This window comes from Actinoplanes flavus (assembly GCF_017592555.1).
Taxonomy (GTDB): domain Bacteria; phylum Actinomycetota; class Actinomycetes; order Mycobacteriales; family Micromonosporaceae; genus Actinoplanes; species Actinoplanes flavus.
The window spans coordinates 24,188-44,939 of the sequence record NZ_JAGFNS010000048.1; the positions used below are offsets into that span (position 1 = coordinate 24,188).

Annotated in this window: 18 protein-coding genes and 1 tRNA gene; 16 read left to right on the forward strand and 3 right to left on the reverse strand. The window is 70.6% G+C overall.

The window, feature by feature from the left end:
- Positions 1-28 precede the first annotated feature (28 nt).
- Positions 29-1,042: a hypothetical protein gene (locus J5X75_RS41210; RefSeq protein ID WP_208473165.1), complete on the reverse strand. Its 1,014-nt coding sequence runs from the start codon at positions 1,040-1,042 to the stop codon at positions 29-31.
- A 132-nt stretch (positions 1,043-1,174) separates the two neighbouring features.
- Here J5X75_RS41210 and metG point away from each other — a divergent pair, with 132 nt between their 5' ends.
- From metG to J5X75_RS41225, 3 genes are all read left to right on the forward strand, one after another.
- Positions 1,175-2,980 (forward strand): methionine--tRNA ligase, encoded by a 1,806-nt coding sequence (gene metG / locus J5X75_RS41215; protein ID WP_208473166.1) that lies wholly within the window; start codon positions 1,175-1,177, stop codon positions 2,978-2,980.
- Between the two features lie 185 nt (positions 2,981-3,165).
- Positions 3,166-4,425: a hypothetical protein gene (locus J5X75_RS41220; protein WP_208473167.1), complete on the forward strand. Its 1,260-nt coding sequence runs from the start codon at positions 3,166-3,168 to the stop codon at positions 4,423-4,425.
- Positions 4,426-4,597: 172 nt separating this feature from the next.
- Positions 4,598-5,896 (forward strand): hypothetical protein, encoded by a 1,299-nt coding sequence (locus J5X75_RS41225; protein WP_208473168.1) that lies wholly within the window; start codon positions 4,598-4,600, stop codon positions 5,894-5,896.
- On the opposite strand, the gene J5X75_RS41230 is transcribed toward J5X75_RS41225, so the two are convergent.
- Positions 5,897-6,931, reverse strand: coding sequence for a hypothetical protein (locus J5X75_RS41230; RefSeq protein WP_208473169.1), 1,035 nt, complete (start codon positions 6,929-6,931; stop codon positions 5,897-5,899).
- A gap of 70 nt (positions 6,932-7,001) precedes the next feature.
- Between J5X75_RS41230 and J5X75_RS41235 the strand changes: the two genes are divergently transcribed.
- From J5X75_RS41235 to J5X75_RS41255, 5 genes are all read left to right on the forward strand, one after another.
- Positions 7,002-7,916: a TatD family hydrolase gene (locus J5X75_RS41235; RefSeq protein ID WP_372451039.1), complete on the forward strand. Its 915-nt coding sequence runs from the start codon at positions 7,002-7,004 to the stop codon at positions 7,914-7,916.
- A gap of 20 nt (positions 7,917-7,936) precedes the next feature.
- The gene (rsmA, locus tag J5X75_RS41240) at positions 7,937-8,824 is read left to right on the forward strand and encodes a 16S rRNA (adenine(1518)-N(6)/adenine(1519)-N(6))-dimethyltransferase RsmA (RefSeq protein ID WP_208473171.1); all 888 of its coding nucleotides are present in this window, start codon (positions 7,937-7,939) and stop codon (positions 8,822-8,824) included.
- A gap of 28 nt (positions 8,825-8,852) precedes the next feature.
- Complete coding sequence (locus J5X75_RS41245) at positions 8,853-9,797, forward strand: 4-(cytidine 5'-diphospho)-2-C-methyl-D-erythritol kinase (RefSeq protein ID WP_208473172.1); 945 nt, start codon at positions 8,853-8,855, stop codon at positions 9,795-9,797.
- Positions 9,798-9,804: 7 nt separating this feature from the next.
- Positions 9,805-11,598 carry an ABC-F family ATP-binding cassette domain-containing protein gene (locus J5X75_RS41250; protein ID WP_208473173.1) on the forward strand — a complete coding sequence of 598 codons (1,794 nt, stop codon included), beginning with the start codon at positions 9,805-9,807 and terminating at the stop codon, positions 11,596-11,598.
- A 78-nt stretch (positions 11,599-11,676) separates the two neighbouring features.
- Positions 11,677-12,138: a DUF4383 domain-containing protein gene (locus tag J5X75_RS41255; RefSeq protein ID WP_208473174.1), complete on the forward strand. Its 462-nt coding sequence runs from the start codon at positions 11,677-11,679 to the stop codon at positions 12,136-12,138.
- A 31-nt stretch (positions 12,139-12,169) separates the two neighbouring features.
- Here J5X75_RS41255 and J5X75_RS41260 read toward each other — a convergent pair whose 3' ends face one another.
- Positions 12,170-12,772 (reverse strand): TetR family transcriptional regulator, encoded by a 603-nt coding sequence (locus J5X75_RS41260; protein WP_208473185.1) that lies wholly within the window; start codon positions 12,770-12,772, stop codon positions 12,170-12,172.
- A 142-nt stretch (positions 12,773-12,914) separates the two neighbouring features.
- Here J5X75_RS41260 and J5X75_RS41265 point away from each other — a divergent pair.
- From J5X75_RS41265 to cysD, 8 genes are all read left to right on the forward strand, one after another.
- Positions 12,915-12,986 (forward strand) — tRNA-Gln (locus J5X75_RS41265).
- An 84-nt stretch (positions 12,987-13,070) separates the two neighbouring features.
- Positions 13,071-14,513, forward strand: coding sequence for a bifunctional UDP-N-acetylglucosamine diphosphorylase/glucosamine-1-phosphate N-acetyltransferase GlmU (gene glmU / locus J5X75_RS41270; protein WP_208473175.1), 1,443 nt, complete (start codon positions 13,071-13,073; stop codon positions 14,511-14,513).
- A gap of 113 nt (positions 14,514-14,626) precedes the next feature.
- Positions 14,627-15,607 (forward strand): ribose-phosphate diphosphokinase, encoded by a 981-nt coding sequence (locus J5X75_RS41275; protein ID WP_208473176.1) that lies wholly within the window; start codon positions 14,627-14,629, stop codon positions 15,605-15,607.
- A gap of 378 nt (positions 15,608-15,985) precedes the next feature.
- On the forward strand, positions 15,986-16,591 hold the full coding sequence (locus J5X75_RS41280; protein WP_208473177.1) for a 50S ribosomal protein L25/general stress protein Ctc: 606 nt from the start codon (positions 15,986-15,988) through the stop codon (positions 16,589-16,591).
- Positions 16,592-16,679: 88 nt separating this feature from the next.
- Positions 16,680-17,267 (forward strand): aminoacyl-tRNA hydrolase, encoded by a 588-nt coding sequence (gene pth / locus J5X75_RS41285; protein ID WP_208473178.1) that lies wholly within the window; start codon positions 16,680-16,682, stop codon positions 17,265-17,267.
- A gap of 357 nt (positions 17,268-17,624) precedes the next feature.
- Entirely contained in the window at positions 17,625-19,076 is a 1,452-nt protein-coding gene (locus J5X75_RS41290; protein WP_238490890.1) for a sugar transferase, read from the forward strand.
- Between the two features lie 29 nt (positions 19,077-19,105).
- On the forward strand, positions 19,106-19,996 hold the full coding sequence (locus J5X75_RS41295; RefSeq protein ID WP_208473180.1) for a 3'(2'),5'-bisphosphate nucleotidase CysQ: 891 nt from the start codon (positions 19,106-19,108) through the stop codon (positions 19,994-19,996).
- A 49-nt stretch (positions 19,997-20,045) separates the two neighbouring features.
- A partial coding sequence (cysD, locus tag J5X75_RS41300; RefSeq protein WP_208473181.1) for a sulfate adenylyltransferase subunit CysD occupies positions 20,046-20,752 on the forward strand: 707 nt, incomplete at its 3' end.

Consider the following 20,752-nt stretch of genomic DNA (forward strand, 5'->3'; position numbering starts at 1 on the left):
GCCACCCATTCGGTAGGCGGCCACCAGTTCAGTAGGCGGCCACCAGGAAGCCGCTCAGCAGCAGGAGCGGGCCGAGGAAGCTGGCGATCAGGGCGCTGCGCCGGGTGGGCCGGGACGGCAGCCGCCGTGCCCCGGTCGCCTCGGCGATGCCGTAGCCGCAGATCAGCACGAGCAGGAAGCCGAGCCCCCAGCGCAGGTGCATGAGCGCCCCGTCCGGCGCCGCGTAGGCCTGGTCGCTGTCCGGGCTGACCATCCGGGCCGAGGACACCGCGCCCGCCTGCCGTCCCGAGCCGGAGATCCCGAGCAGCGTCACCCGGGAGACGCTGTAGTGCCCGTCGAGCGAGGCGAACCGCCCGGCGCAGCGCTGGGCCAGGCCGTCACCGCGGCAGTGGGTGGTGGTCGCGTACCCCCGATCGCCGTGTCCCACCGCCAGCCAGAACGGCTCCGCGCTGACCCAGCTGAAGAAGGCCGCCACCAGGCTCAGCGAGATCAGCGCGAGCAGCGCGCTCAGCGGGTTGTGCGCGGGCGGCCGGCGGCGCCGGCCGGGCCTGCGGTCGAAGCGCGCCGCGTCGTTGCGGGCCCGCTCCTCCTCGGTGAGCCAGAACGGCGAGTTCTCCATCCGTTCCAGGCGGGCCTCGATGTCGGGGCAGCCGATCACCTCGGGCAGTGGCGTGACCCCGGGCCGGGGCTCCCGCTCCGGGCCGCTTTCGACGATCATCAGCTCGCCCGCGGTGGCGAGCCGGGAGCCGTCGGGCGCCGCGCCCGGTTCGGTCAGCCGGGCGGGCGGTCCCGGCTCCCCGGCGTGGTCCCGGCGGTCCCGATGGTCCCGGCCGTCCCGGCGATCCAGGTGTTCCAGACGGTTCAGGTGCTCGGTGAGGTCGCGGACCCCGGCGACGTGGGCGGCGACCGACGGTGGATCGTCGGCGTCCGGCCGGTCCCGGTCGTCCTCGCCGTGCCACCAGGCGCCGTCGGGGTCGGACAGGGTCCACGGGTTGCCCTGGTCACGGGGCGGTTCCGCGGGCTGTGGAGCGTCTCCGGTCATTTGCCCATTGAATGCCCCGGCTCGTCGGTGATCACGTTCCTGATCGGGCGTGTCGGGACAAATCGGCATACCAGCGCGGGAGGAGGCAATCCGTTCGCGAAGCCCTGGGAGCGGTCACTACGCTTGGACACCATGAGTCACGTTCTCGCCGCGGTTGCCTGGCCCTACGCCAACGGCCCCCGCCACATCGGTCATGTGTCCGGCTTCGGGGTGCCGTCCGACGTCTTCAGCCGGTACATGCGGATGGCCGGCCACGACGTGCTCATGGTCTCCGGCACCGACGAGCACGGCACCCCGATCCAGGTGCAGGCCGACGCCGACGGGGTGACCCCGCGTCAGCTCGCCGACCGGTACAACCGGGTGATCGTGGAGGACCTGCACGGGCTCGGCCTGTCGTACGACCTGTTCACCCGGACCACCACGCGCAACCACTACGCGATCGTCCAGGAGCTGTTCGAGGGGCTGCACCGGAACGGGTACATCGTCGCCCGGACCACCCTCGGCGCGATCTCCCCGTCCACCGGCCGCACCCTGCCCGACCGCTACATCGAGGGCACCTGCCCGATCTGCGGCTACGAGGGCGCCCGCGGCGACCAGTGCGACAACTGCGGCAACCAGCTCGACCCGGAGCAGCTGCTGAACCCGCGCTCCCGGATCAACGGCGAGATCCCGCAGTTCGTCGAGACCGAGCACTTCTTCCTCGACCTGCCGGCCTTCGCCGAGGCGATCGGCGGCTGGCTGGACCGCCGGGAGAACTGGCGGCCCAACGTCCTCAAGTTCTCCCGCAACCTGCTCGACGACCTCCAGCCCCGGGCCATCACCCGGGACCTGGAGTGGGGCGTGCCGATCCCGCTGGACGGCTGGCGGGACCGGGCCGACAAGCGCATCTACGTGTGGTTCGACGCGGTCATCGGTTACCTGTCCGCGTCCATCGAGTGGGCCCGGCGCAGCGGCGACCCGGAGGCCTGGCGGCAGTGGTGGTCGGCCGACGCGCAGGGCAAGGACGCTCTCGGCTACTACTTCATGGGCAAGGACAACATCGTCTTCCACTCGGTGATCTGGCCGGCCCTGCTGCTCGGCTACTCCGGCGAGGGCGACTCCGGCGGCACGGCCGGCGAGTTCGGCAAGCTCAACCTGCCCACCGAGGTGGTCTCCAGCGAGTACCTGACGATGGAGGGCAAGAAGTTCTCGTCGTCCCGCCGGGTGGTCATCTACGTGCGCGACTTCCTGGAGCGGTACGACGCCGACGCCCTGCGTTACTTCATCGCGGCGGCCGGGCCGGAGTCCAACGACACCGACTTCACCTGGGCCGAGTTCGTCCGGCGCAACAACGACGAGCTGGTGGCCGGCTGGGGCAACCTGGTCAACCGGTCGATCTCGCTGACCGCGAAGAACTTCGGTGAGATCCCGGCGGCCGGCCCGCTCACGCCGGAGGACGAGGCGGTCCTCGCGGTGGCGAAGGCCGGTTTCGAGACGGTCGGTGAGCTGATCGGCAAGCACCGGCAGAAGGCGGCGATCGGCGAGGCCATGCGGGTGGTCGCCGAGGCCAACCGGTACCTGTCCGAGCAGGCCCCGTGGAAGCTCAAGTCCGATGAGGACAAGCCGCGCCAGGCCACCGTCCTGCACGTCGCGCTCCAGGTGGTGAGCGACGCCAACACGCTGCTCACCCCGTTCCTGCCGCACTCCGCGCAGAAGGTGTTCGAGCTGCTGGGCGGCGAGGGTGTGCACGCCCCGATGCCGCGCATCGAGGAGGTCGAGGATCTGGACGGCGGCCCCGGCTACCCGGTGCTGACCGGTGACTACCGGGTCGGCGCCCGCTGGGAGTCGGTGCCGCTGGTGCCCGGCACCCCGCTGGCGGCACCGAAGCCGGTGTTCCGCAAGCTCGACCCGTCGGTGGTCGAGGAGGAGCTGGCCCGCCTGGGTGGCGACGAGTCCTGAGCCGAACGCGATGCCCACCGGATTGTGATCAATCCGGTGGGCATCGTCGTTGCCTAATACGTTGATCACGTCCCGCCGGTTCGGTATCTTCACCATGCCACGGGGACGGGGGCGTTTCGTCGATACGTTTTGGTAACGGCCAATCCGCTCCTTCGAGTGGCGAACATCCCCCTTGAAGGAGTTCTGTGAAGACACGCCTTGCCGTCGCCGTCGTGAGCGGCGCCCTCATCGCGGGCGGCACGCTCATCGGCGCACCGGCCTACGCGATCCCGGATTCGGCCGCCGACGCGCCCTCCGGGAAGAACCCGTCGGCCGTCATCGAAGAGTCCGCCACCGGCCTGGACGCGGTCGACCCGACGCCGACGCCGACGCCGACGGACCCCACACCGACCCCCACCGACCCCACGCCGACGCCGACGGACCCGACCCCGACGCCGACGTCCACCGAGCCGACCCCGGACACGACGAAGCCGACCGGTTCGTTCGCGCTCGACTACACCTCGGTCTGGGTCGGGCAGCAGATCAAGGTCGTCCAGGAGTCCTGGGACTACAGCGACCCGGGCGACGCCCAGAACACCCTCAAGCGGGTGGTGAACTGGGGCGACGGCACCAGCACCGCGCTGAGCCCGACCACGTCCAGCGCCCGGAAGTCGTACGCCCGGTCCGGCAGTTTCAAGGTCACGGTGACCATCACCGACCCGGCCGGCAACACCTCGGCGATCCCGGCCCGTACCGTCGCGGTCACCGTGCCCGCCGGCAAGGTCTCGCTCAGCCGCAAGAGCGTCTACCAGGGCGGGCTCTTCAACATCAACATCGGCAAGGTTCCGGCCGGTGCGACGATGTACAAGATCGACTGGAGTGACGGCTGGGACTCGGCCCACTGGTCGAGCTCCAAGTCGCTGACCGGGCGCATCCTCTACCGGTGGAGGTGGGACCCGGCGGCGAAGCGCCACGTCAAGGTCAGCAACGCCCGTCTCTCCGGCGTTCGCACCCTGCGGATCGCCTGGGGCAACGACAAGGGCTACGGCGCCTGGCAGGCGATCGGCAACCTCAACCTCGTCAAGGACAGGTGGAAGCCGACCCTGACGATCAAGAAGCCGTCCAGCACGAACCGGGCCAGCTCCTGGAAGACGATCACCGGCACCGTCGGCGACAAGGGCGCCGGCGTGCGGCACCTCGGCGTCACCGCCTTCCGGGTCACCGCGAGCGGCAAGGCCTACTGCCTCACCCCGGCCCGGAAGTGGAAGCGGTACTACAGCGACGCGGACGTCGACAAGTACTGCTACGCGACCGGCGTCAAGGTGAAGATCAAGAACGGCAAGTGGTCGCTCAAGCTGCCCGCCGGTCTCGGCAAGAACCAGTACTTCGCGGTCGACGCCTGGGTCTACGACTACGCGGACTACTTCCGCGAGACCTACCGGACCGCCAAGATCACCCGTAGCTGACCTCGGTCCGTCCGCCCGCCGCCCGTCGGAGTCGATCTCCGGCGGGCGGCGTCGTTTCCCGGCCTTCCGCAGGATTGATCGTGATCCGGCCCTGGGGTAGCGTCCCGACAACCGCGGGGAGGCCTGGCTTTCGCGTGTCCTTCGTGCGGTTTCCGCACCGAAGGAGTCGAAGTTGAAGTCACGGCACACCCGCCCGCTCGTGGCCGCGATCGTCAGTGGCGTGCTGGTGGCCGGCGGCGTGGTCGTCACGTCCCCCGCCTCGGCGGTCGGCCCGGCCACCACACGGGTCGACCTGGCCGACGAGTCGACCGACCCCACCGTGGACCCGACCGAGACGACCACGTCGCCGACGCCGGACGAGACCACCACGCAGCCGACGACCGAGCCGACCACCACCCCGCCGACGACCGACCCGACGACGACGCCGCCGACCACCGGGCCGACGACGACCCCGCCGACCACGGACCCCACCACGACGGCGCCGACCACCGGGCCGACCGGTGACACCGCGGCGCCGACCGGCACGTTCCGGGTGAACGCCACCTCGCTCTGGCTCGGCCAGTCGGTGCAGCTCAGCCAGACGGCCGCCGACTTCCAGGACGACACCGACACCGACGCGCAGATCACCCGGGTGGTCAACTGGGGTGACGGCACGACGCAGACCCTCGCGGCCGGCGCCGTCGGTGCGACCAAGCAGTACTCCCGGGTCGCGTCGTTCACGATCACCGTGACGATGACCGACCGGGCCGGCCACGCCCGCGCCCTCACCCGGACCGTCGCGGTGACCAACCCGGCCGCGAAGTACTCGCTCAGCCGGGCCGGCGTCTACCAGGGCTACCCGTTCGCCGTGAAGATCAGCAGCCTGCCGGCCGGCGCCCGGTACATGTCGATCGACTGGGGCAACAACTACCGGTCCAGCCTGTCGCCGAAGACCGGCACCTACAACACCTCGCTCCTGTACGACTGGGACCCCGCGAGCCGGCAGTGGAACCTGAGCCGGAAGATCACCGGCGCCCGTACCCTGAAGATCGCTTTTTGGAACGCGAACGGATGGAGCGCCTACCGGGCCATCGGCACGGTCCGGGTCTACGCCGACGCCGTGAAACCGTCGCTGACCATCACCAAGCCGTCCCCGTCGAACCGGGTCGGCTCCTGGAAAACGATCCGGGGCACCGCCTCCGACAAGGCGTCCGGCGTGACCCACGTGTGGATGACCGTGGCCCGTTCCACCGCGAGCGGCAGGCTCTACTGCCTGACCCCGCAGCGGAAGTGGAAGCGGTTCTACACCGACGCCCAGTTCCAGACCTACTGCTCGAACGCCGGGGTCCGGGTCACCGTCAGCAAGGGCCGATGGTCGCTCAAGCTGCCGGCCGGGGTGACCCGCGGGCAGTTCCTGGTCTACGCCTGGACCTTCGACCGGGCCGGCAACCTGACCGAACGGGCCCGGCAGGTCACCCTCACCAAGAGCTGACTACATCAGGTAGGCGATGTCCGCGATGTGGTGGTCGGTCAGCTCGTCGATCGGCGCCCACGCCTCGTAGACGCCACGCTCGTAGCACCGGGCGCCGGTCGTGTTGATCCCGTCCACCTCGGGACGGAGCAGCCGCAGCCGGGCCCAGGTCTCGTCGCGCTGCAACACCCAGCAGGAGACCCCGCGCCAGTGGGCCTGCTCGGCCCGGCGGCTCAGGGTCTGCACCGGATAGCGGGCCGCGCGGGTCAGCGCCCGCACCCGGAACTCGCCGGGCGGGTCGGCGACCGCCTCGTACTCCTTGTCGTCGATCCGGCCGACCAGCCGGGCCGACCCGGCCGACGTGCAGGGCACGTACTCCCGGTCGGGGCTGCCGCCCGGGATCTCCGACAGCAGGCTCCGCCAGCGCGGCCCGGCCAGGCGCAGCCAACCGTGCTGTTCCGGCTGGTACGTGTACAGCACCACCTCGTCCCCGCCCGGCACATACGCGAGGAGCTGCGCGTTCGCCGGCATCGGCAGGTCCGCGAAGCCGGCCGTCACATACTCCGGGATGAGGTCGTCGGTGCTGGGGTTGAAGCCGGTGCCGAGCACCATGGCCCCGATCCGGGAGTGCGCCGGCAGCGCGGCCAGACCCGGTTGCGCGGGCTCGCCGGGGATCTCGTAGTCCAGCGGATCGGTGGCCCGCCAGCGCAGCGCGAACGTCACCTGCGAGCCGTCCGTGCCGTCCGTGCGCAGCAGTGCCAGATCCCCGGGTTCACGCAGGTGGGCGAGGTCGCTGGAGCGGTAGCAGAAGCCGTACGGCAGCCAGCCGGCGAGATGGCCGGCGACCTGGGCGGCGGAGAGCACCTTGGTCATCCGGGTGCCCCGGCGGATCGCCGCGGTGGCCCGGATCCGGCGCAGCATCGGATCGTCCCGGTAGGCCACCGACTGGCTCATCGACTGCACCTGCTGCCAGGTGAGGTCGCGGCGCAGCGGGGCCATCAGGGGCGGCTCGAGTGGGTCGGTGCCCAGCTCGTTCTCCTCACCGGTCACGGTCACGCGGCGCAACCTAAGTGATGCCGGTGGATATCGGATGAACGCCCGGTTACCGGAAAACTCGGCGTGCACAATGTCTCACATGCCTTCGTCTCCCTCGGGTCAGTCCCCATCAGACCGGCGCCGTGCCAAGGAAGCCCGCCGGGCCGGTGAGTTCCCGCCGGCGCCCGAGCCGCTCGCGGTTCCGGTCTTCGACAGCCACACCCACCTCGACCTCACGGTTCAGGAGGCGGGGGTGCCCGGGGACGGCGCCGGCGACCCGGTCGAGGCGCTGATCGGCGCGGCCGCCAAGAGCGGTGTCGACCGGCTGGTCCAGGTGGGAGTGGACGTCGACTCGTCCCGTTGGGGCGCCGACCTGGCCGAGCGCCATGAGTCGATTCTGGCAGCGGTGGCCCTTCACCCGAACGAGGCGCCGCGACTCTCCGATCTGGACGAAGCGCTGCGCGTCATCGAGTCGCTGGCCGCCCGCGACCGGGTGCGGGGGATCGGCGAAACCGGGCTGGACACGTTCCGTACCGGGGAGGAGGGCCGGGCCGCACAGGAGGAGAGCTTCCGCGCGCACATCGCCATCGCGAAGCGCTACGGCAAGGCGCTGATCATCCACGACCGGGACGCGCACGCCGACGTGCTGCGGGTGCTCGACGCCGAGGGCGCGCCGGACCGGGTGGTACTGCACTGTTTCTCCGGCGATGCCGAGTTCGCGGCCGCATGCGTGCGGCGTGGCTACTACCTGAGCTTCGCCGGGACGGTCACCTTCGCGAGCGCCGGCAGCCTGCGGGAGGCGGCCGCGATCACGCCGCCCGGGCAGATGATGGTGGAGACCGACGCGCCCTACCTCACCCCGACACCGTTCCGGGGGCGGCCCAACGCGTCGTACCTGGTTCCGCTGACCATGCGGGCGCTCGCCACCACGACCGGCACCGACCTCGACACGCTCTGCGCGGCGATCTCGGCCAACGGCGAGGAGGTCTTCGGCGGCTGGCGATGAGGTCACCGTAGGCTCTGGCCATGGCTGATGCACTTCTCGGCCCGGCGGAGATCCGGGACCTGGCCGCGCGCCTCGGCGTCGCGCCGACCAAGAAGCTCGGCCAGAACTTCCTGCACGACCCGAACACGATCCGCCGGATCGTGGCGGTGGCCGCCCTGCGCCCGGACGACGTGGCCCTGGAGGTCGGCCCGGGGCTCGGCTCGCTGACGCTGGGCCTGGTCGGCGCGGTCCGGCACGTGCACGCCGTGGAGATCGACCCGGCCCTGGCCGCGGCGCTGCCGGGCACCGTCTCCGCGGCGCACCTCACCGTGCACCCGGCCGACGCGCTCAAGGTGACCGGCGACCGGTTCGATCCGGCGCCCACCATGCTGGTGGCCAACCTGCCGTACAACGTGGCGGTCCCGGTGGTGCTGCACCTGCTGGCCGAGCTGCCCACCCTGCGCGGCGGGCTGGTCATGGTGCAGAAGGAGGTCGCCGACCGGCTCACCGCCGGTCCGGGCTCGAAGGTGTACGGCGTGCCCTCGGTGAAACTGGCCTGGTACGCCGAGGCCAGACCGGCCGGGAAGGTGCCGCCCGCGGTGTTCTGGCCGGTGCCCAACGTGGACTCGGGACTGGTCGCCTTCACCCGCCGGGAGCCGCCGGCCGACGTCCCGCGGGCGGCCGTGTTCGCGGTGGTCGACGCCGCCTTCGCGCAGCGCCGCAAGACGCTGCGGGCCGCGCTGGCCGGCTGGGCGGGCGGACCGGACCGGGCCGAGTCGGTGCTGCGGGCGGCCGGGGTCAGCCCGCAGGCCAGGGGAGAGGCGCTCACGGTGGGTGAGTTCGCCGCGATCGCGGGGGCGGCCCGACAGCAGGGGTACGGCGGTAAGCTCACCCCGTCCGGCGCAGAGCCCGAGGAGAAGAACTCATGACCACGGAAGCTATCCGGGACTTCGCTCCGTGACGGAGGCGTGGGGACCGGACGATGACGAGCCGCGCCCGCACCACGGTCCGGTGAAGGTGCGTGTCCCGGCGAAGATCAACCTGCATCTCGGGGTCGGCCCGCTGCGGCCGGACGGATATCACGAGCTGAACACCGTCTACCACGCGATCAGCCTCTTCGACGAGCTGACCGCCCGCCGTGGGGACACCCTCACCCTGACCATGGAGGGCGAGGGCGCCGGCGAGCTGGAGCTGGACGAGTCGAATCTGATCATCCGGGCGGCCCGGGCGCTGGCCGCCCGCGGCCGGGTCCCGGCCTACGCGCGGCTGCACCTGCGCAAGAGCATCCCGCTGGCCGGGGGCCTGGCCGGGGGCAGCGCCGACGCGGCCGCGACCCTGATCGCCTGCGACATGCTCTGGGGCCTCGGCATGTCCCGTGACGAGCTGGCCGAGGTCGGCGCCGAGCTGGGCTCGGACGTGCCGTTCCTGCTGCACGGCGGCACCGCCCTGGGCACCGGCCACGGTGAGGCGGTCAGTCCCATCCTGGCCCGCCCGACCACCTGGCACTGGGTGGTGGCGATCGCCGACGGCGGGCTCTCCACCCCGGCGGTCTACCGCGAGCTGGACCGGTTGCGCGCCGCCTCGCCGCCCGAGCCGCTCGGCGGGCCGGACGAGCTGATGGCCGCCATGCGCCAGCGTGATCCCAAGGTGCTCGGCGCCGCGCTCGGCAACGACCTCCAGCCGGCCGCGCTCGCGCTGCGCCCGCAGCTGGCCGACGTGCTGCACGCGGGCCAGGAGGCGGGCGCCATCGCCGGCCTGGTCTCCGGTTCCGGCCCCACCTGCGTCTTCCTGGCCGCCGACGCCAACCACGCGCAGCGGGTCGCGGCCGGGCTCACCGAGGCCGGGGTGTGCCGGGCGGCGGTCACCGCGCGCGGACCGCAGCCGGGCGCGCGGGTAATCTAGAAGCATCGTGGCCAACATCATCAACCTGGACCGGGTCAGCAAGGGTTACGGCGCCGCCGGTCAGCTGCTCACCGACGTGTCGCTCGGCCTGGACGACGACGCCCGCATCGGGATCGTCGGTCTCAACGGCGCCGGCAAGTCGACCCTTCTCCGCATGCTCGCCAAGACCGAGGAGCCGGACTCCGGCCGGGTCACCCACCGCCGTGACCTGCGGGTCGCGTCGCTGCCGCAGACCCTCACCCTGGCCGGCGAGGCCACCGTGCGGGATGTCGTGCTCGGCACCGCCTGGCTGCCGCAGAGCATGGGCGCCGAGCACGAGTGGGCCGGTGACGCCGGGGTGCGCACCATCCTCGACGGCCTCGGCATGGGCTACCTCGGGCTGGACACGCCGGTCGGGCCGATGTCCGGTGGCGAGCGCCGCCGGGTCGCCCTGGCCGCGCTGCTGGTCCGGCAGAGCGATCTGCTGATCCTCGACGAGCCCACCAACCATCTGGACGTGGCCGGTGTCGACTGGCTCGCCAAGCATCTGCTGACCCGCCGGGGCGCGCTGCTGGTGGTCACCCACGACCGCTGGTTCCTGGACGCGGTCTGCACCATGACCTGGGAGGTCGTGGACCAGCAGGTGCACACGTACGAGGGCGGTTACGCCGCCTGGGTGCTGGCCCGCGCCGAGCGCCAGCGGGTCGCCGCGGCCGTCGAGGCCCGCCGGCAGAACCTGTTGCGTAAAGAGATCGCCTGGCTGCGCCGTGGCCCGCCGGCCCGGACGTCGAAGCCGAAGTTCCGGATCGACGCGGCCAACGAGCTGATCGCCGACGTCCCGCCGGTCCGGGACACGGTCAGCCTCCAGCGGCTCGCCACCACCCGGCTCGGCAAGCAGGTCTACGACCTGGAGCAGGTCCAGCTGAACGCCGGTCCGAAGAGCATCTTCCAGGATCTGACCTGGCAGGTCGGCCCCGGCGACCGGATCGCCGTACTGGGCGCCAACGGGGCCGGCAAGACCACCCTGCTGAGGCTGCTCGCCGGAGTGACGAAACCGGACGGCGGCCGCCTCGTCACCGGTTCGACGGTCCGGCCCGCCTTCCTCTCCCAGGAGCTCAAGGAGCTGCCCGGGCAGCTGCGCCTGCTGGAGGCCGTGGAGGAGGTCGCGAAGCGGGTCAAGCTGGGCGACCGGGAGCTGTCGGCCGGTCAGCTCGCCGAGGTGTTCGGGTTCACCGACAAGCGGATCTGGACGCCGGTCAGCGACCTCTCCGGCGGTGAGCGGCGGCGGCTCCAGCTGCTGCGCCTGCTCGCCACCGAGCCCAACGTGCTGCTGCTCGACGAGCCGACCAACGACCTGGACACCGACACCCTGGCCGCGCTGGAGGACCTGCTCGACTCGTGGCCGGGCACCATGGTGGTGGCCAGTCACGACCGCTACCTGGTGGAGCGGGTCACCGACACGGTCTACGGCATGTTCGGCGATGGCCGGCTGGTGCACCTGCCCGGCGGCATCGACGAGTATCTCGCCCGGGTCTCCGCGCCGGGCGCCGTGCCGACGGTGGCCAAGACGGGCGCCCCGTCCACTGCCCCGGGGCTCTCCGCCGGCGAGCTGCGCCAGGCGAAGAAGGACCTGGCCCGGCTGGAGCGGCAGATGGAGAAGCTGTCCGACCGGGAAGCGAAGATCAACGAGAGCCTGGCCGAGCACGGCAGCAACTACGACAAGCTGATCGAGCTGGAGGCTCAGCTCAAGGCCGTGCAGCAGGAGAAGGCCGAGGCCGAGGAGGCCTGGCTGGAGCTGGCCGAGCAGGTGTCCGAGAACTGATCCGGGGGGTGTGGCTGCGCCCGTTGTCGGGGATACGCGAGAATCTGCTCGAAGACACCCGACCTTGGAGACTGAACCATGGCGCACACCCCGGTCAATCACCCGCTTCGGCCGATCTACCGGATCGTCGGCTTCATCACCGGTGCGTACCTGGTGGCGTTCGGCCTCATCGGGTTCATCACCACCTCCGGTGAGGAGTTCACCGGCCCCGGCGTGCGGGTGCTCGGGCAGGGCAGCAACATGCTGTGGTCGATCGTCTCGCTGGTGCTCGGCGCGCTCGTGCTGCTCGGCACCGCGGTCGGCCGCAACATCGACGTCGTCGTCGACCAGTACCTCGGCTGGGGCCTGCTGGTGGTCGGCACCTACGAGCTGGCCATGCTGCGCACCGACGACCTGAACATCTTCGGGTTCACCATGTCGACCGTGGTCGTCACCTACCTGGTCGGCCTGCTGCTGATCACCGTGAGCCTGTACAGCAAGACCGCCCCGAAGGCCCAGGCCGGCGCGCCGCGGCAGGTGCGCGAAGGCCGTACCGCCTGATCCGCCGCCCGGGTGACCCGCCGGGGACCGCTCAGCGGACCCGGCGGGTGATCAACCCCGGTTTGGCCTCCAGATGGGACAGGCCGTTCCAGGCCAGATTGACCAGGTGCGCGGCGACGATCTCCTTCTTGGGCTTGCGCTCCTCCCGCCACCACTGACCCACCAGCGCCACCATCCCGACCAGCGCCTGCGAGTAGAGCGCGGCGAACCTCGGATCGAGGCCCCGGCTCTTGAACTCGGCGCCGAGGATGTGCTCCACCTGGTGCGCCACATCGCTCAGCACACTCTGGAGATTGCCCGAGGCGGACAGCACCGGCGACTCGCGCACCAGCACCTGGAAGCCGTGCGGCTCCTCGTCGATGTAGTCGAGCAGCGCCAGCGCGGCCTGCTCCAGCAACTCGCGTGGATGCCCGGCGGTGAGCGCCGTGGTGATCCGGTCCAGCAGGGACCGCACCTCGCGGTCGACGACCACCGCGTACAAGCCCTCCTTGCCGCCGAAGTGCTCGTAGACCACCGGCTTCGACACCTTGGACCGGGCCGCGACCTCCTCGACGCTGGTGGCGTCGAAACCGCGCTCGGCGAACAGCTGTCGCCCGATCGTGATCAGTTGCTCCCGGCGCTGGGCGGCCGACATCCGAATGCGTCTCTGCCGGTCGGTGGCGTCCCCGTGCTCACTCACCCGGTTCATCCTGCCAGCCGATCCTGTCGTCAACTCGACAGGCTTCGTCCGCTTATCGCGATCGCACAGCGGGACGCTAGTCTGTCTCCAGCAACATTCGGCCGTGGTGTAATTGGCAACACCTCTGGTTTTGGTCCAGATGTTCCGGGTTCGAGTCCTGGCGGCCGAGCAATTTCTGTGGTGAGCCCCGATGGCTGCGGGTGGACATGACGCCACCTATGCAAGATGCCACTGCGATCGATGGAGTTACCGCGTGAGCCAGGCCCCCAGCCGTACCGTCGTCGTCCTCGCCGCCGGCGAGGGCAAGCGGATGAAGTCCCAGACGCCCAAGGTCCTCCAGCCGCTGCTCGGGCGCACCCTGCTCGGGCACGTCCTGGCCGTCGCCCAGGCCATCCACACCGACCGCACCGTGGTGGTCGTCGGTCACAAGGCCGACCAGGTCGGCGCGTTCCTGGCCGAGGCCGCCCCGGAGGCCACCCCGGTGCTGCAGGCCGAGCAGAACGGCACCGGCCACGCGGTGCGGATCGCGCTGGACGCCACGGCCGGCCTGACCGGCACCGTGGTGGTGCTCAGCGGTGACGTGCCGCTGCTGCGCCCGGAGACGGTGGAGGCGCTGCTGGCCACCCACGAGAAGGCCGGCGCCGCGGCGACCGTGCTGAGCGCCGAGGTGGCCGAGCCGGGTGGGCTGGGCCGGATCGTCCGGGGCGCCGACGGCAACCTGGAGCGGATCGTCGAGCAGAAGGACGCCACCGAGGAGCAGCGGCGGATCCGCGAGATCAACTCGGGGATCTACGCGTTCGACGCGGTGCTGCTGCGCGACGCGCTGGGCAAGCTGTCCACCGACAACGCGCAGGGCGAGGAGTACCTGACCGACGTCTTCGGGATCCTGGCCGCCCAGGGGCACCCGGTGGCGATCGAGGTGGCCGAGTTCGCGTACGAGACCCTCGGCTGCAACGACCGCGCCGAACTGGCCCGGCTGCGGGTGCTGATGCGCGACCGGGTGAACGAGGCGTGGATGCGCTCCGGCGTGCTGATCCTCGACCCGGCCACCACCTGGATCGACGTGACCGCCACGCTCGAGCCGGACGCGACCGTCGACCAGAACTCGCAGATCCTCGGCACCAGCTCGGTCGCCACCGGCGCGGTGATCGGGCCGGACACCACGCTCGTCGACACCGCGGTGGCGGCCGGCGCCACGGTCCTGCGGACTCACTCGATCGGGGCGCAGATCGGCCCGTCGGCGACCGTGGGACCGTACTCGTACCTGCGCCCGGGCACCCGTCTGGGGGAGAAGTCCAAGATCGGTGGCTTCGTCGAGGCGAAGAACGCCGAGCTCGGCGCGGGCGCCAAGGTGCCGCACCTGACGTACGTGGGTGACGCCACGATCGGGGCCAAGGCGAACATCGGCGCCGGCACCATCTTCGCCAACTACGACGGGGTCCGGAAGAGTCACACCACCGTGGGCGAGGCGGCCTTCGTCGGGTCGGACACCGTGCTCATCGCGCCGGTGGAGATCGGCCCGGGGGCGTACGTGGCGGCCGGCAGCGCCGTGCAGAAGAACGTCCCGGCCGGCAGCCTCGGGATCACCCGGGCGCCGCAGCGCAACGTGGACGGCTGGGTGGCGCGGGCCCGTCCCGGGACGGCCTCCGCGGACGCCGCCGCCAGGGCCGCGGATACCACCCCTGACCAGGAGTGATCCAGCTGGGGTGAGCCATCCCACGCGAGGCCCTCGAAACGTGGCGGTTACGTTGCCGCAAGGGATACTTCACTGCGAACCTCCACCCCCTAATCCACGGGAGCAGCGAGCCGATGGGCAGCATCGTCGCCGAGAACCGTAAGAGTCTGATGCTCTTCTCCGGCCGGGGTTTCCCGGAACTGGCCGAGGAGATCGGCCAGGTGCTCGGTGTGGCACCGACCCCGTCGGACTCGTACGAGTTCGCCAACGGTGAGATCTTCGTCCGTTTCAAGGAGTCGGTCCGCGGCTCGGACGCCTTCGTCGTCCAGTCGGTGACCGAGGGCGTCAACCGGTGGGTCATGGAGACCCTCATCATGATCGACGCGCTGAAGCGCGGCTCGGCCAAGCGGATCACCGTGGTGCTGCCGTTCTACCCGTACTCGCGGCAGGACAAGAAGCACCGCGGCCGTGAGCCGATCTCCGCCCGTCTGGTGGCCGACCTGCTGAAGACCGCGGGCGCCAACCGGATCCTCACGGTGGACCTGCACACCGCCCAGATCCAGGGCTTCTTCGACGGCCCGGTGGACCACCTGTTCGCCATGGACACGCTGGCCGACTACGTGCAGAAGAAGTACGCGGGCCGTCCGATGACCGTGGTCGCGCCGGACTCCGGCCGGGTGCGGGTGGCCGAGCGCTGGACCGACCGGCTGGGTGGTTGCCCGCTGGCCTTCATCCACAAGACCCGTGACCCGCTGAAGCCCAACCAGGTGGTGGCGAACCGGGTGGTCGGTGAGGTGGAGGGCCGTGTCTGCCTGATCGTCGACGACATGATCGACACCGGCGGCACGATCGCCAAGGCGGCCGACATCCTGTTCGAGGAGGGCGCGGCCGACGTGATCGTGGCCTCCACGCACGCGCTGCTCTCCGACCCGGCCACCGAGCGGCTGAAGAACAGCAGGATCAGCGAGCTGGTGGTGACGAACACGTTGCCGCTCTCCCCGGAGAAGCGACTCGACAAGATCACTGTGCTGTCCATCGCCCCGCTGCTGGCCCGGGCGATCCGTGAGGTGTTCGACGACGGCTCGGTGACCACCCTGTTCGGTGGCCTGAGCTGACTCTGTTGTTCGTGAGGCGCCCGTCGACTCGGCGGGCGCCTTCGCATGTGGTGCAACTTGCATCAGTAGCATCGTTTTTTCGCGGACGCCGCCAGCCGGACGGACCCGCTGACTGATGCACGATCGTGCCAGGTAAGCTGGTGCGGTTGCCACGGCGAGGGTGCCTCGTGGTCTGCTGAGGTTCCGCAGTCCACTCGAGGTGCCGTCATCGACGCGGTGCTCCGGGCCTGTGCCCAGCGCGCCCCTTGCCCGGCAGCGCCAGGAACACCTACGCCTTCGACGGTCACGCGCCGTCGGCGGCGACCACCGCAGCACTGCCGGATACCGCAGCCGCAGACTTAGCCGCAGCCCGCATCGAAGAGTTTCAGGAGTTTCCCCGTGTCCGAGGTAAAGATCAGCGCCGAGCCCCGTACCGAGTTCGGCAAGGGTGGTGCCCGCCGCACGCGCCGGGCCGGTCTCGTGCCCGCCGTGCTGTACGGCCACGGCGAGGCGCCGCAGCACATCGCCCTGCCGGCCCGTGAGTTCGCGGCCGCCATCCGCCACGGCGGCATGAACCAGGTCTTCACGATCGACATCGCCGGCAACTCGGGCGCCACCCTGGCGCTGCCGAAGGCGATCCAGCGTGACCCGATCAAGGACACGTACGAGCACGTGGACCTGCTGATCGTGAAGCGCGGCGAGAAGGTCCAGGTCGACATCCCGGTGACCCTGACCGGCGAGGCCGCCAAGAACACCCTGATCGTCAACGAGTCGACCACCGTCGCCGTGGTCGCCGAGGCGCTGCACCTGCCGACCGAGCTCGAGGTCTCGATCGCCGGCCTGGAGGCCGGCTCGCACGTCACCGCCGGTGACGTGAAGCTGCCCAAGGGCGTCGAGCTGGCCGCCGACCCGGAGCTGGTGCTCGCGGTGATCAGCGCCGCCCAGAGCAACGCCGAGGCCACCGAGGAGTCGGCCGAGGGTGCTGAGGGCGAGAGCGCGGAGTAATTCTGTCGCGCAGCAGCGGTAAGCCAGATATCAGGGAAAGTGCCGGGCGGCACTTTCCCTGATGCGTATGCGGCGGGAGGCGAGAGGGATGAGCGACGAGGCACCCTGGCTGGTGGTCGGCCTGGGCAACCCGGGCCGGGAGTACGCCGGCAACCGGCACAACGTGGGATTCATGGTGGCCGACCTGCTGGCCTCCCGGACCGGTGGCAAGTTCGGGCGGGCGAAGCGGGCGCAGGCCGAGGCCGCCGAGGGCCGGCTGGGCTTCGGTGGACCCAAGGTGATCCTGCTGAAGCCGCTCACCTACATGAACCTCTCCGGTGCTCCGGTGGTGGCGCTGTCGCAGTTCTTCAAAGTCCCGGTGGCGCAGGTGATCGCGGTGCATGATGAGCTGGATGTGCCGTTCGGGCAGGTTCGGGCGAAAAGGGGTGGGGGCGAGGGCGGTCACAACGGACTCCGCTCGATGTCCAAGTCGCTCGCGACCAAGGAGTACGCCCGCGTGCGCTTCGGCATCGGACGGCCTCCCGGACGGCAGGATCCGGCCGACTACGTGCTCTCCGACTTCTCCGCAGCGGAGCGCAAGGAGCTGGACTTCCTGGTGGACCGGGCCGCCGACATGGTGGAGGCGATCGTCCATGAGGGCGTCGAATGGACCCAGAACAAGTACCATGGTGTCTGATTTGTCCATCTAATGATCCCGTGACGCGTTCCGCCTCCGACCCGTTGGTCACTCGGACGCACGAACCGGTGCGCTGGCTGACGTGACGGGAGGTTCGAGGTGCCGCAGGACGTGTCCGAGGACCGTGCGGATGCGTTGACCGAACCCACGGCGACGCTGCCGGCGGTCGATGGGCGGGGCGCGGGACTGAACCAGGGGCCGCAGCGGACGCCCGAGCGGCGCAGCGGCCTCAACACCCGGATCCCCGGCCCGGCGGCCGGTGTGGAGAACGCCCCGCCACAGGCCGTCCGTGGTGAGCCGGTGCCGGCCCGGAACCAGGCGGTCGAGCGGCACGTGCCGGCCGGCCGCAACCGGTCGATGGCGGCCCGCCCGTTCCAGCGGGTCCGTGGCCGGCACGCGGCCATGTCGCGCCGGCAGGACTGGGAGCGCCGCTACGTACGCTCGCTGCTCCTCTCCGATCTGACCGCCGGCGTGGTGGCCGGGGCGGGCACCTTCTTCACCCGGTTCGGCGACCAGGTCACCGTGTACAACCGGCAGTACCTGGTGTGGTCGGCGCTCATGCCGCTGGCGCTGCTGCTGGTGCTGGTCGCGGCACGGGCGTACGAGCGCCGCTACCTGTTCGTCGGCTCCGACGAGTACCAACGGGTACTGCGCGGCGGTGCGGGTCTGGTCGGCGGGGCGGCCGTCGTGTCGTACGCCCTGCATCTCGATCTGGCCAGGTCCTACGTCCTAGTGGCGTGCCCGCTGGCCATCGTCGCGATCGTGGTGTTGCGGTTCGTGCTGCGCAAGCGGCTGCATCTGGCCCGGTCCCGGGGCGAGAACCTGCGCCGGGTGATCGTGGTCGGGCACGAGCTCTCGATCATCGGCATGACCCGGCAGTTGCGCCGTGAGCGCTACCACGGTCTGGAAGTGGTCGGCGCGTGCCTGCCACCCGGCGCCGACGGGGTCGGGCTGACCGATCTGACGGTCTTCGGCACCTTCGACGACGTGGCGACCGCGGTGGAACTGGCCGATGCCGACACCGTGGTGGTGCTGAGCTGCCCGGAGCTGGACGGCGCCGCCGTGCGCCGGCTGGCGTGGCGGCTGGAGCGCGACGAGGTGGACCTGGTGGTGGCCAGCGCGCTGGTGGACGTCGCCGGTGCGCGGACCACGATCCGGCCGTTCGACGGGCTGCCCATGCTGCACGTCGAGCATCCCCGGCTGCACGGTGGCTCGCGCCTGGTAAAGGACCTGGTCGATCGGCTCGGCGCGGCTGTCCTGCTGATTCTGCTGAGCCCGGTGCTCTTGACCGTGGCGCTCTGCGTGGGCCTTACGTCTCGCGGGCCGGTACTCTTTCGCCAGGTGCGCGTGGGACGTGACGGCCGGTTGTTCCGGATCTTCAAATTCCGCAGCATGTACGTCGATGCCGAAGCCCGGCTGGCCGAGCTGAGGCATCTCAACGAGCACGATGGTGTGCTCTTCAAAATCCGCGACGACCCGCGAGTCACTCCGGTCGGACAGTGGTTGCGCCGGTTCTCGCTCGACGAGCTGCCGCAGCTGCTCAACGTCCTGTCGGGGCAGATGTCGCTGGTCGGTCCGAGGCCGCCGCTGCCGACCGAGGTCGCCGCCTACGCCGACGACGTGCGGCGCCGGCTTGCCGTCAAGCCGGGCATGACCGGCCTCTGGCAGGTGTCCGGGCGGTCGGATCTCTCCTGGGAGGAGGCGGTCCGGCTCGACCTGCGCTATGTGGAGAACTGGTCGTTGAGCCTGGATCTGGTGATCCTGCTCAGGACGGTGACCGCGGTGGTGCGGTCGTCGGGGGCGTACTGAGGACGCACACGGAGCGAAGGAGCGAGACGATGGGCGAGCAGACGAAGACGTCGGCACGCATTGCCGGGCCACGAGAAACCGGTGAGGGCGGAGCGCCCCCGGTGAACGACTCCGCCTTCGCCCGCTGGCTCGCGGATCGTGCCGGACAGGTGCTGCTCCAGGTCCGGCAGAACACCGGCTTCTCGGACGGCAAGGCCCTCAAGACGGCCGGTGACCAGGCCGCCCACGAGCTGCTCCGGGCCGAGCTGGCCCGCTGGCGCCCGGCCGACGCGGTGCTCTCCGAGGAGGACGAGCACTCCCGTACCGCCTGGATCGAGGGCGAGCCCACCCTGACCCGGCCGAACCGGCTCGACGCGAACCGGGTCTGGATCGTCGACCCGCTCGACGGGACCCGCGAGTTCTCCGAGGAGGGGCGGGACGACTGGGCCGTACACGTGGCCCTGTGGACCGCCGACTCGTCGGCGCCGGCCCGGCTGACCGCGGGCGCCGTGGCCATGCCGGCCCGGCACTGCACCCTGGCCACCGACCACGCGCCGGCCTACCCTCCGATGCCCCTGGAGGCGGCGACCGGTGGGGCGATCCGGATCGCGGCGAGCCGGACCCGCCCGCCCGCCTTCGTCACCGCGCTGGCCGGGGAGATCGGCGCCGAGCTGGTGCCGATGGGCTCGGCCGGGGTGAAGATCGCCGCGGTGATCAACGGCGACGCGGACGCCTACGTGCACGCCGGCGGTCAGTACGAGTGGGACTCCGCCGCCCCGGTCGCTGTGGCGTTGGCCACGGGCCTGCACGCGAGCCGTATCGACGGCACCCCGCTCACCTATAACCAGGCAGACCCCAAGTTACCTGACCTGGTGGTTTGTCGGAAAGATCTCGCTCCTCGGTTGCTTGCTGCACTGCAGAGGCACCTTCCGTCAGAATGACGTCTGCCCTGCCCGGCTGATACCGGAGAAAGGTCTGGGGACAGAACCCATGAGCCAGACGAAGCCCTATCGCGTATCGCATCTGGATGCTCTCGAAGCGGAGAGCATCTTCGTCATGCGTGAGGTCATGGCCGAGTTCGAGCGCCCTGTGCTGCTCTTCTCCGGCGGTAAAGATTCGATCGTGATGTTGCGCCTCGCGGAGAAGGCGTTCGCGCCGGCGCGTATCCCGTTCCCGGTCATGCACGTGGACACCGGGCACAACTTCCCGGAGGTCCTGGAATACCGGGACCGCCGCGTGGCCTCGCTCGGCCTGAACCTGGTGGTGGCCAGTGTGCAGGAGGCGATCGACACCGGCCTGGTCCGGGAGTTGCCGGACGGTACCCGTAACCGGATCCAGACGCCGGTGCTGCTCGCCGCGGTGGAGAAGTACCGGTTCGACGCTCTCTTCGGCGGTGCTCGCCGTGACGAGGAGAAGGCTCGCGCCAAGGAGCGGATGTTCAGCTTCCGTGACGAGTTCGGCCAGTGGGATCCGAAGAACCAGCGGCCCGAGTTGTGGGCGCTCTACAACGGCCGGCATCATCCGGGCGAGTCGATCCGGGTCTTCCCGCTGTCCAACTGGACCGAGCTGGACGTCTGGCACTACATCGCCAAGGAGAACATTCCGCTCCCGGGCATCTACTACGCCCACGACCGGGAGGTCGTCGAGCGTAACGGGATGTTCTACGCGGTCAACGAGTTCATCCGGCTGCGTGACGG

Coding starts and splice junctions, on each gene's coding strand:
- J5X75_RS41295 (WP_208473180.1), top strand. CDS start 19,106: ATGGGCGAGCAGACGAAGACGTCGGCACGCATTGCCGGGCCACGAGAA.
- J5X75_RS41260 (WP_208473185.1), bottom strand. CDS start 12,772: ATGTCGGCCGCCCAGCGCCGGGAGCAACTGATCACGATCGGGCGACAG.
- J5X75_RS41290 (WP_238490890.1), top strand. CDS start 17,625: ATGGCGGCCCGCCCGTTCCAGCGGGTCCGTGGCCGGCACGCGGCCATG.
- J5X75_RS41255 (WP_208473174.1), top strand. CDS start 11,677: ATGGCGCACACCCCGGTCAATCACCCGCTTCGGCCGATCTACCGGATC.
- J5X75_RS41235 (WP_372451039.1), top strand. CDS start 7,002: ATGTCTCACATGCCTTCGTCTCCCTCGGGTCAGTCCCCATCAGACCGG.
- pth (WP_208473178.1), top strand. CDS start 16,680: ATGAGCGACGAGGCACCCTGGCTGGTGGTCGGCCTGGGCAACCCGGGC.
- J5X75_RS41210 (WP_208473165.1), bottom strand. CDS start 1,042: ATGACCGGAGACGCTCCACAGCCCGCGGAACCGCCCCGTGACCAGGGC.
- metG (WP_208473166.1), top strand. CDS start 1,175: ATGAGTCACGTTCTCGCCGCGGTTGCCTGGCCCTACGCCAACGGCCCC.
- rsmA (WP_208473171.1), top strand. CDS start 7,937: ATGGCTGATGCACTTCTCGGCCCGGCGGAGATCCGGGACCTGGCCGCG.
- J5X75_RS41275 (WP_208473176.1), top strand. CDS start 14,627: ATGGGCAGCATCGTCGCCGAGAACCGTAAGAGTCTGATGCTCTTCTCC.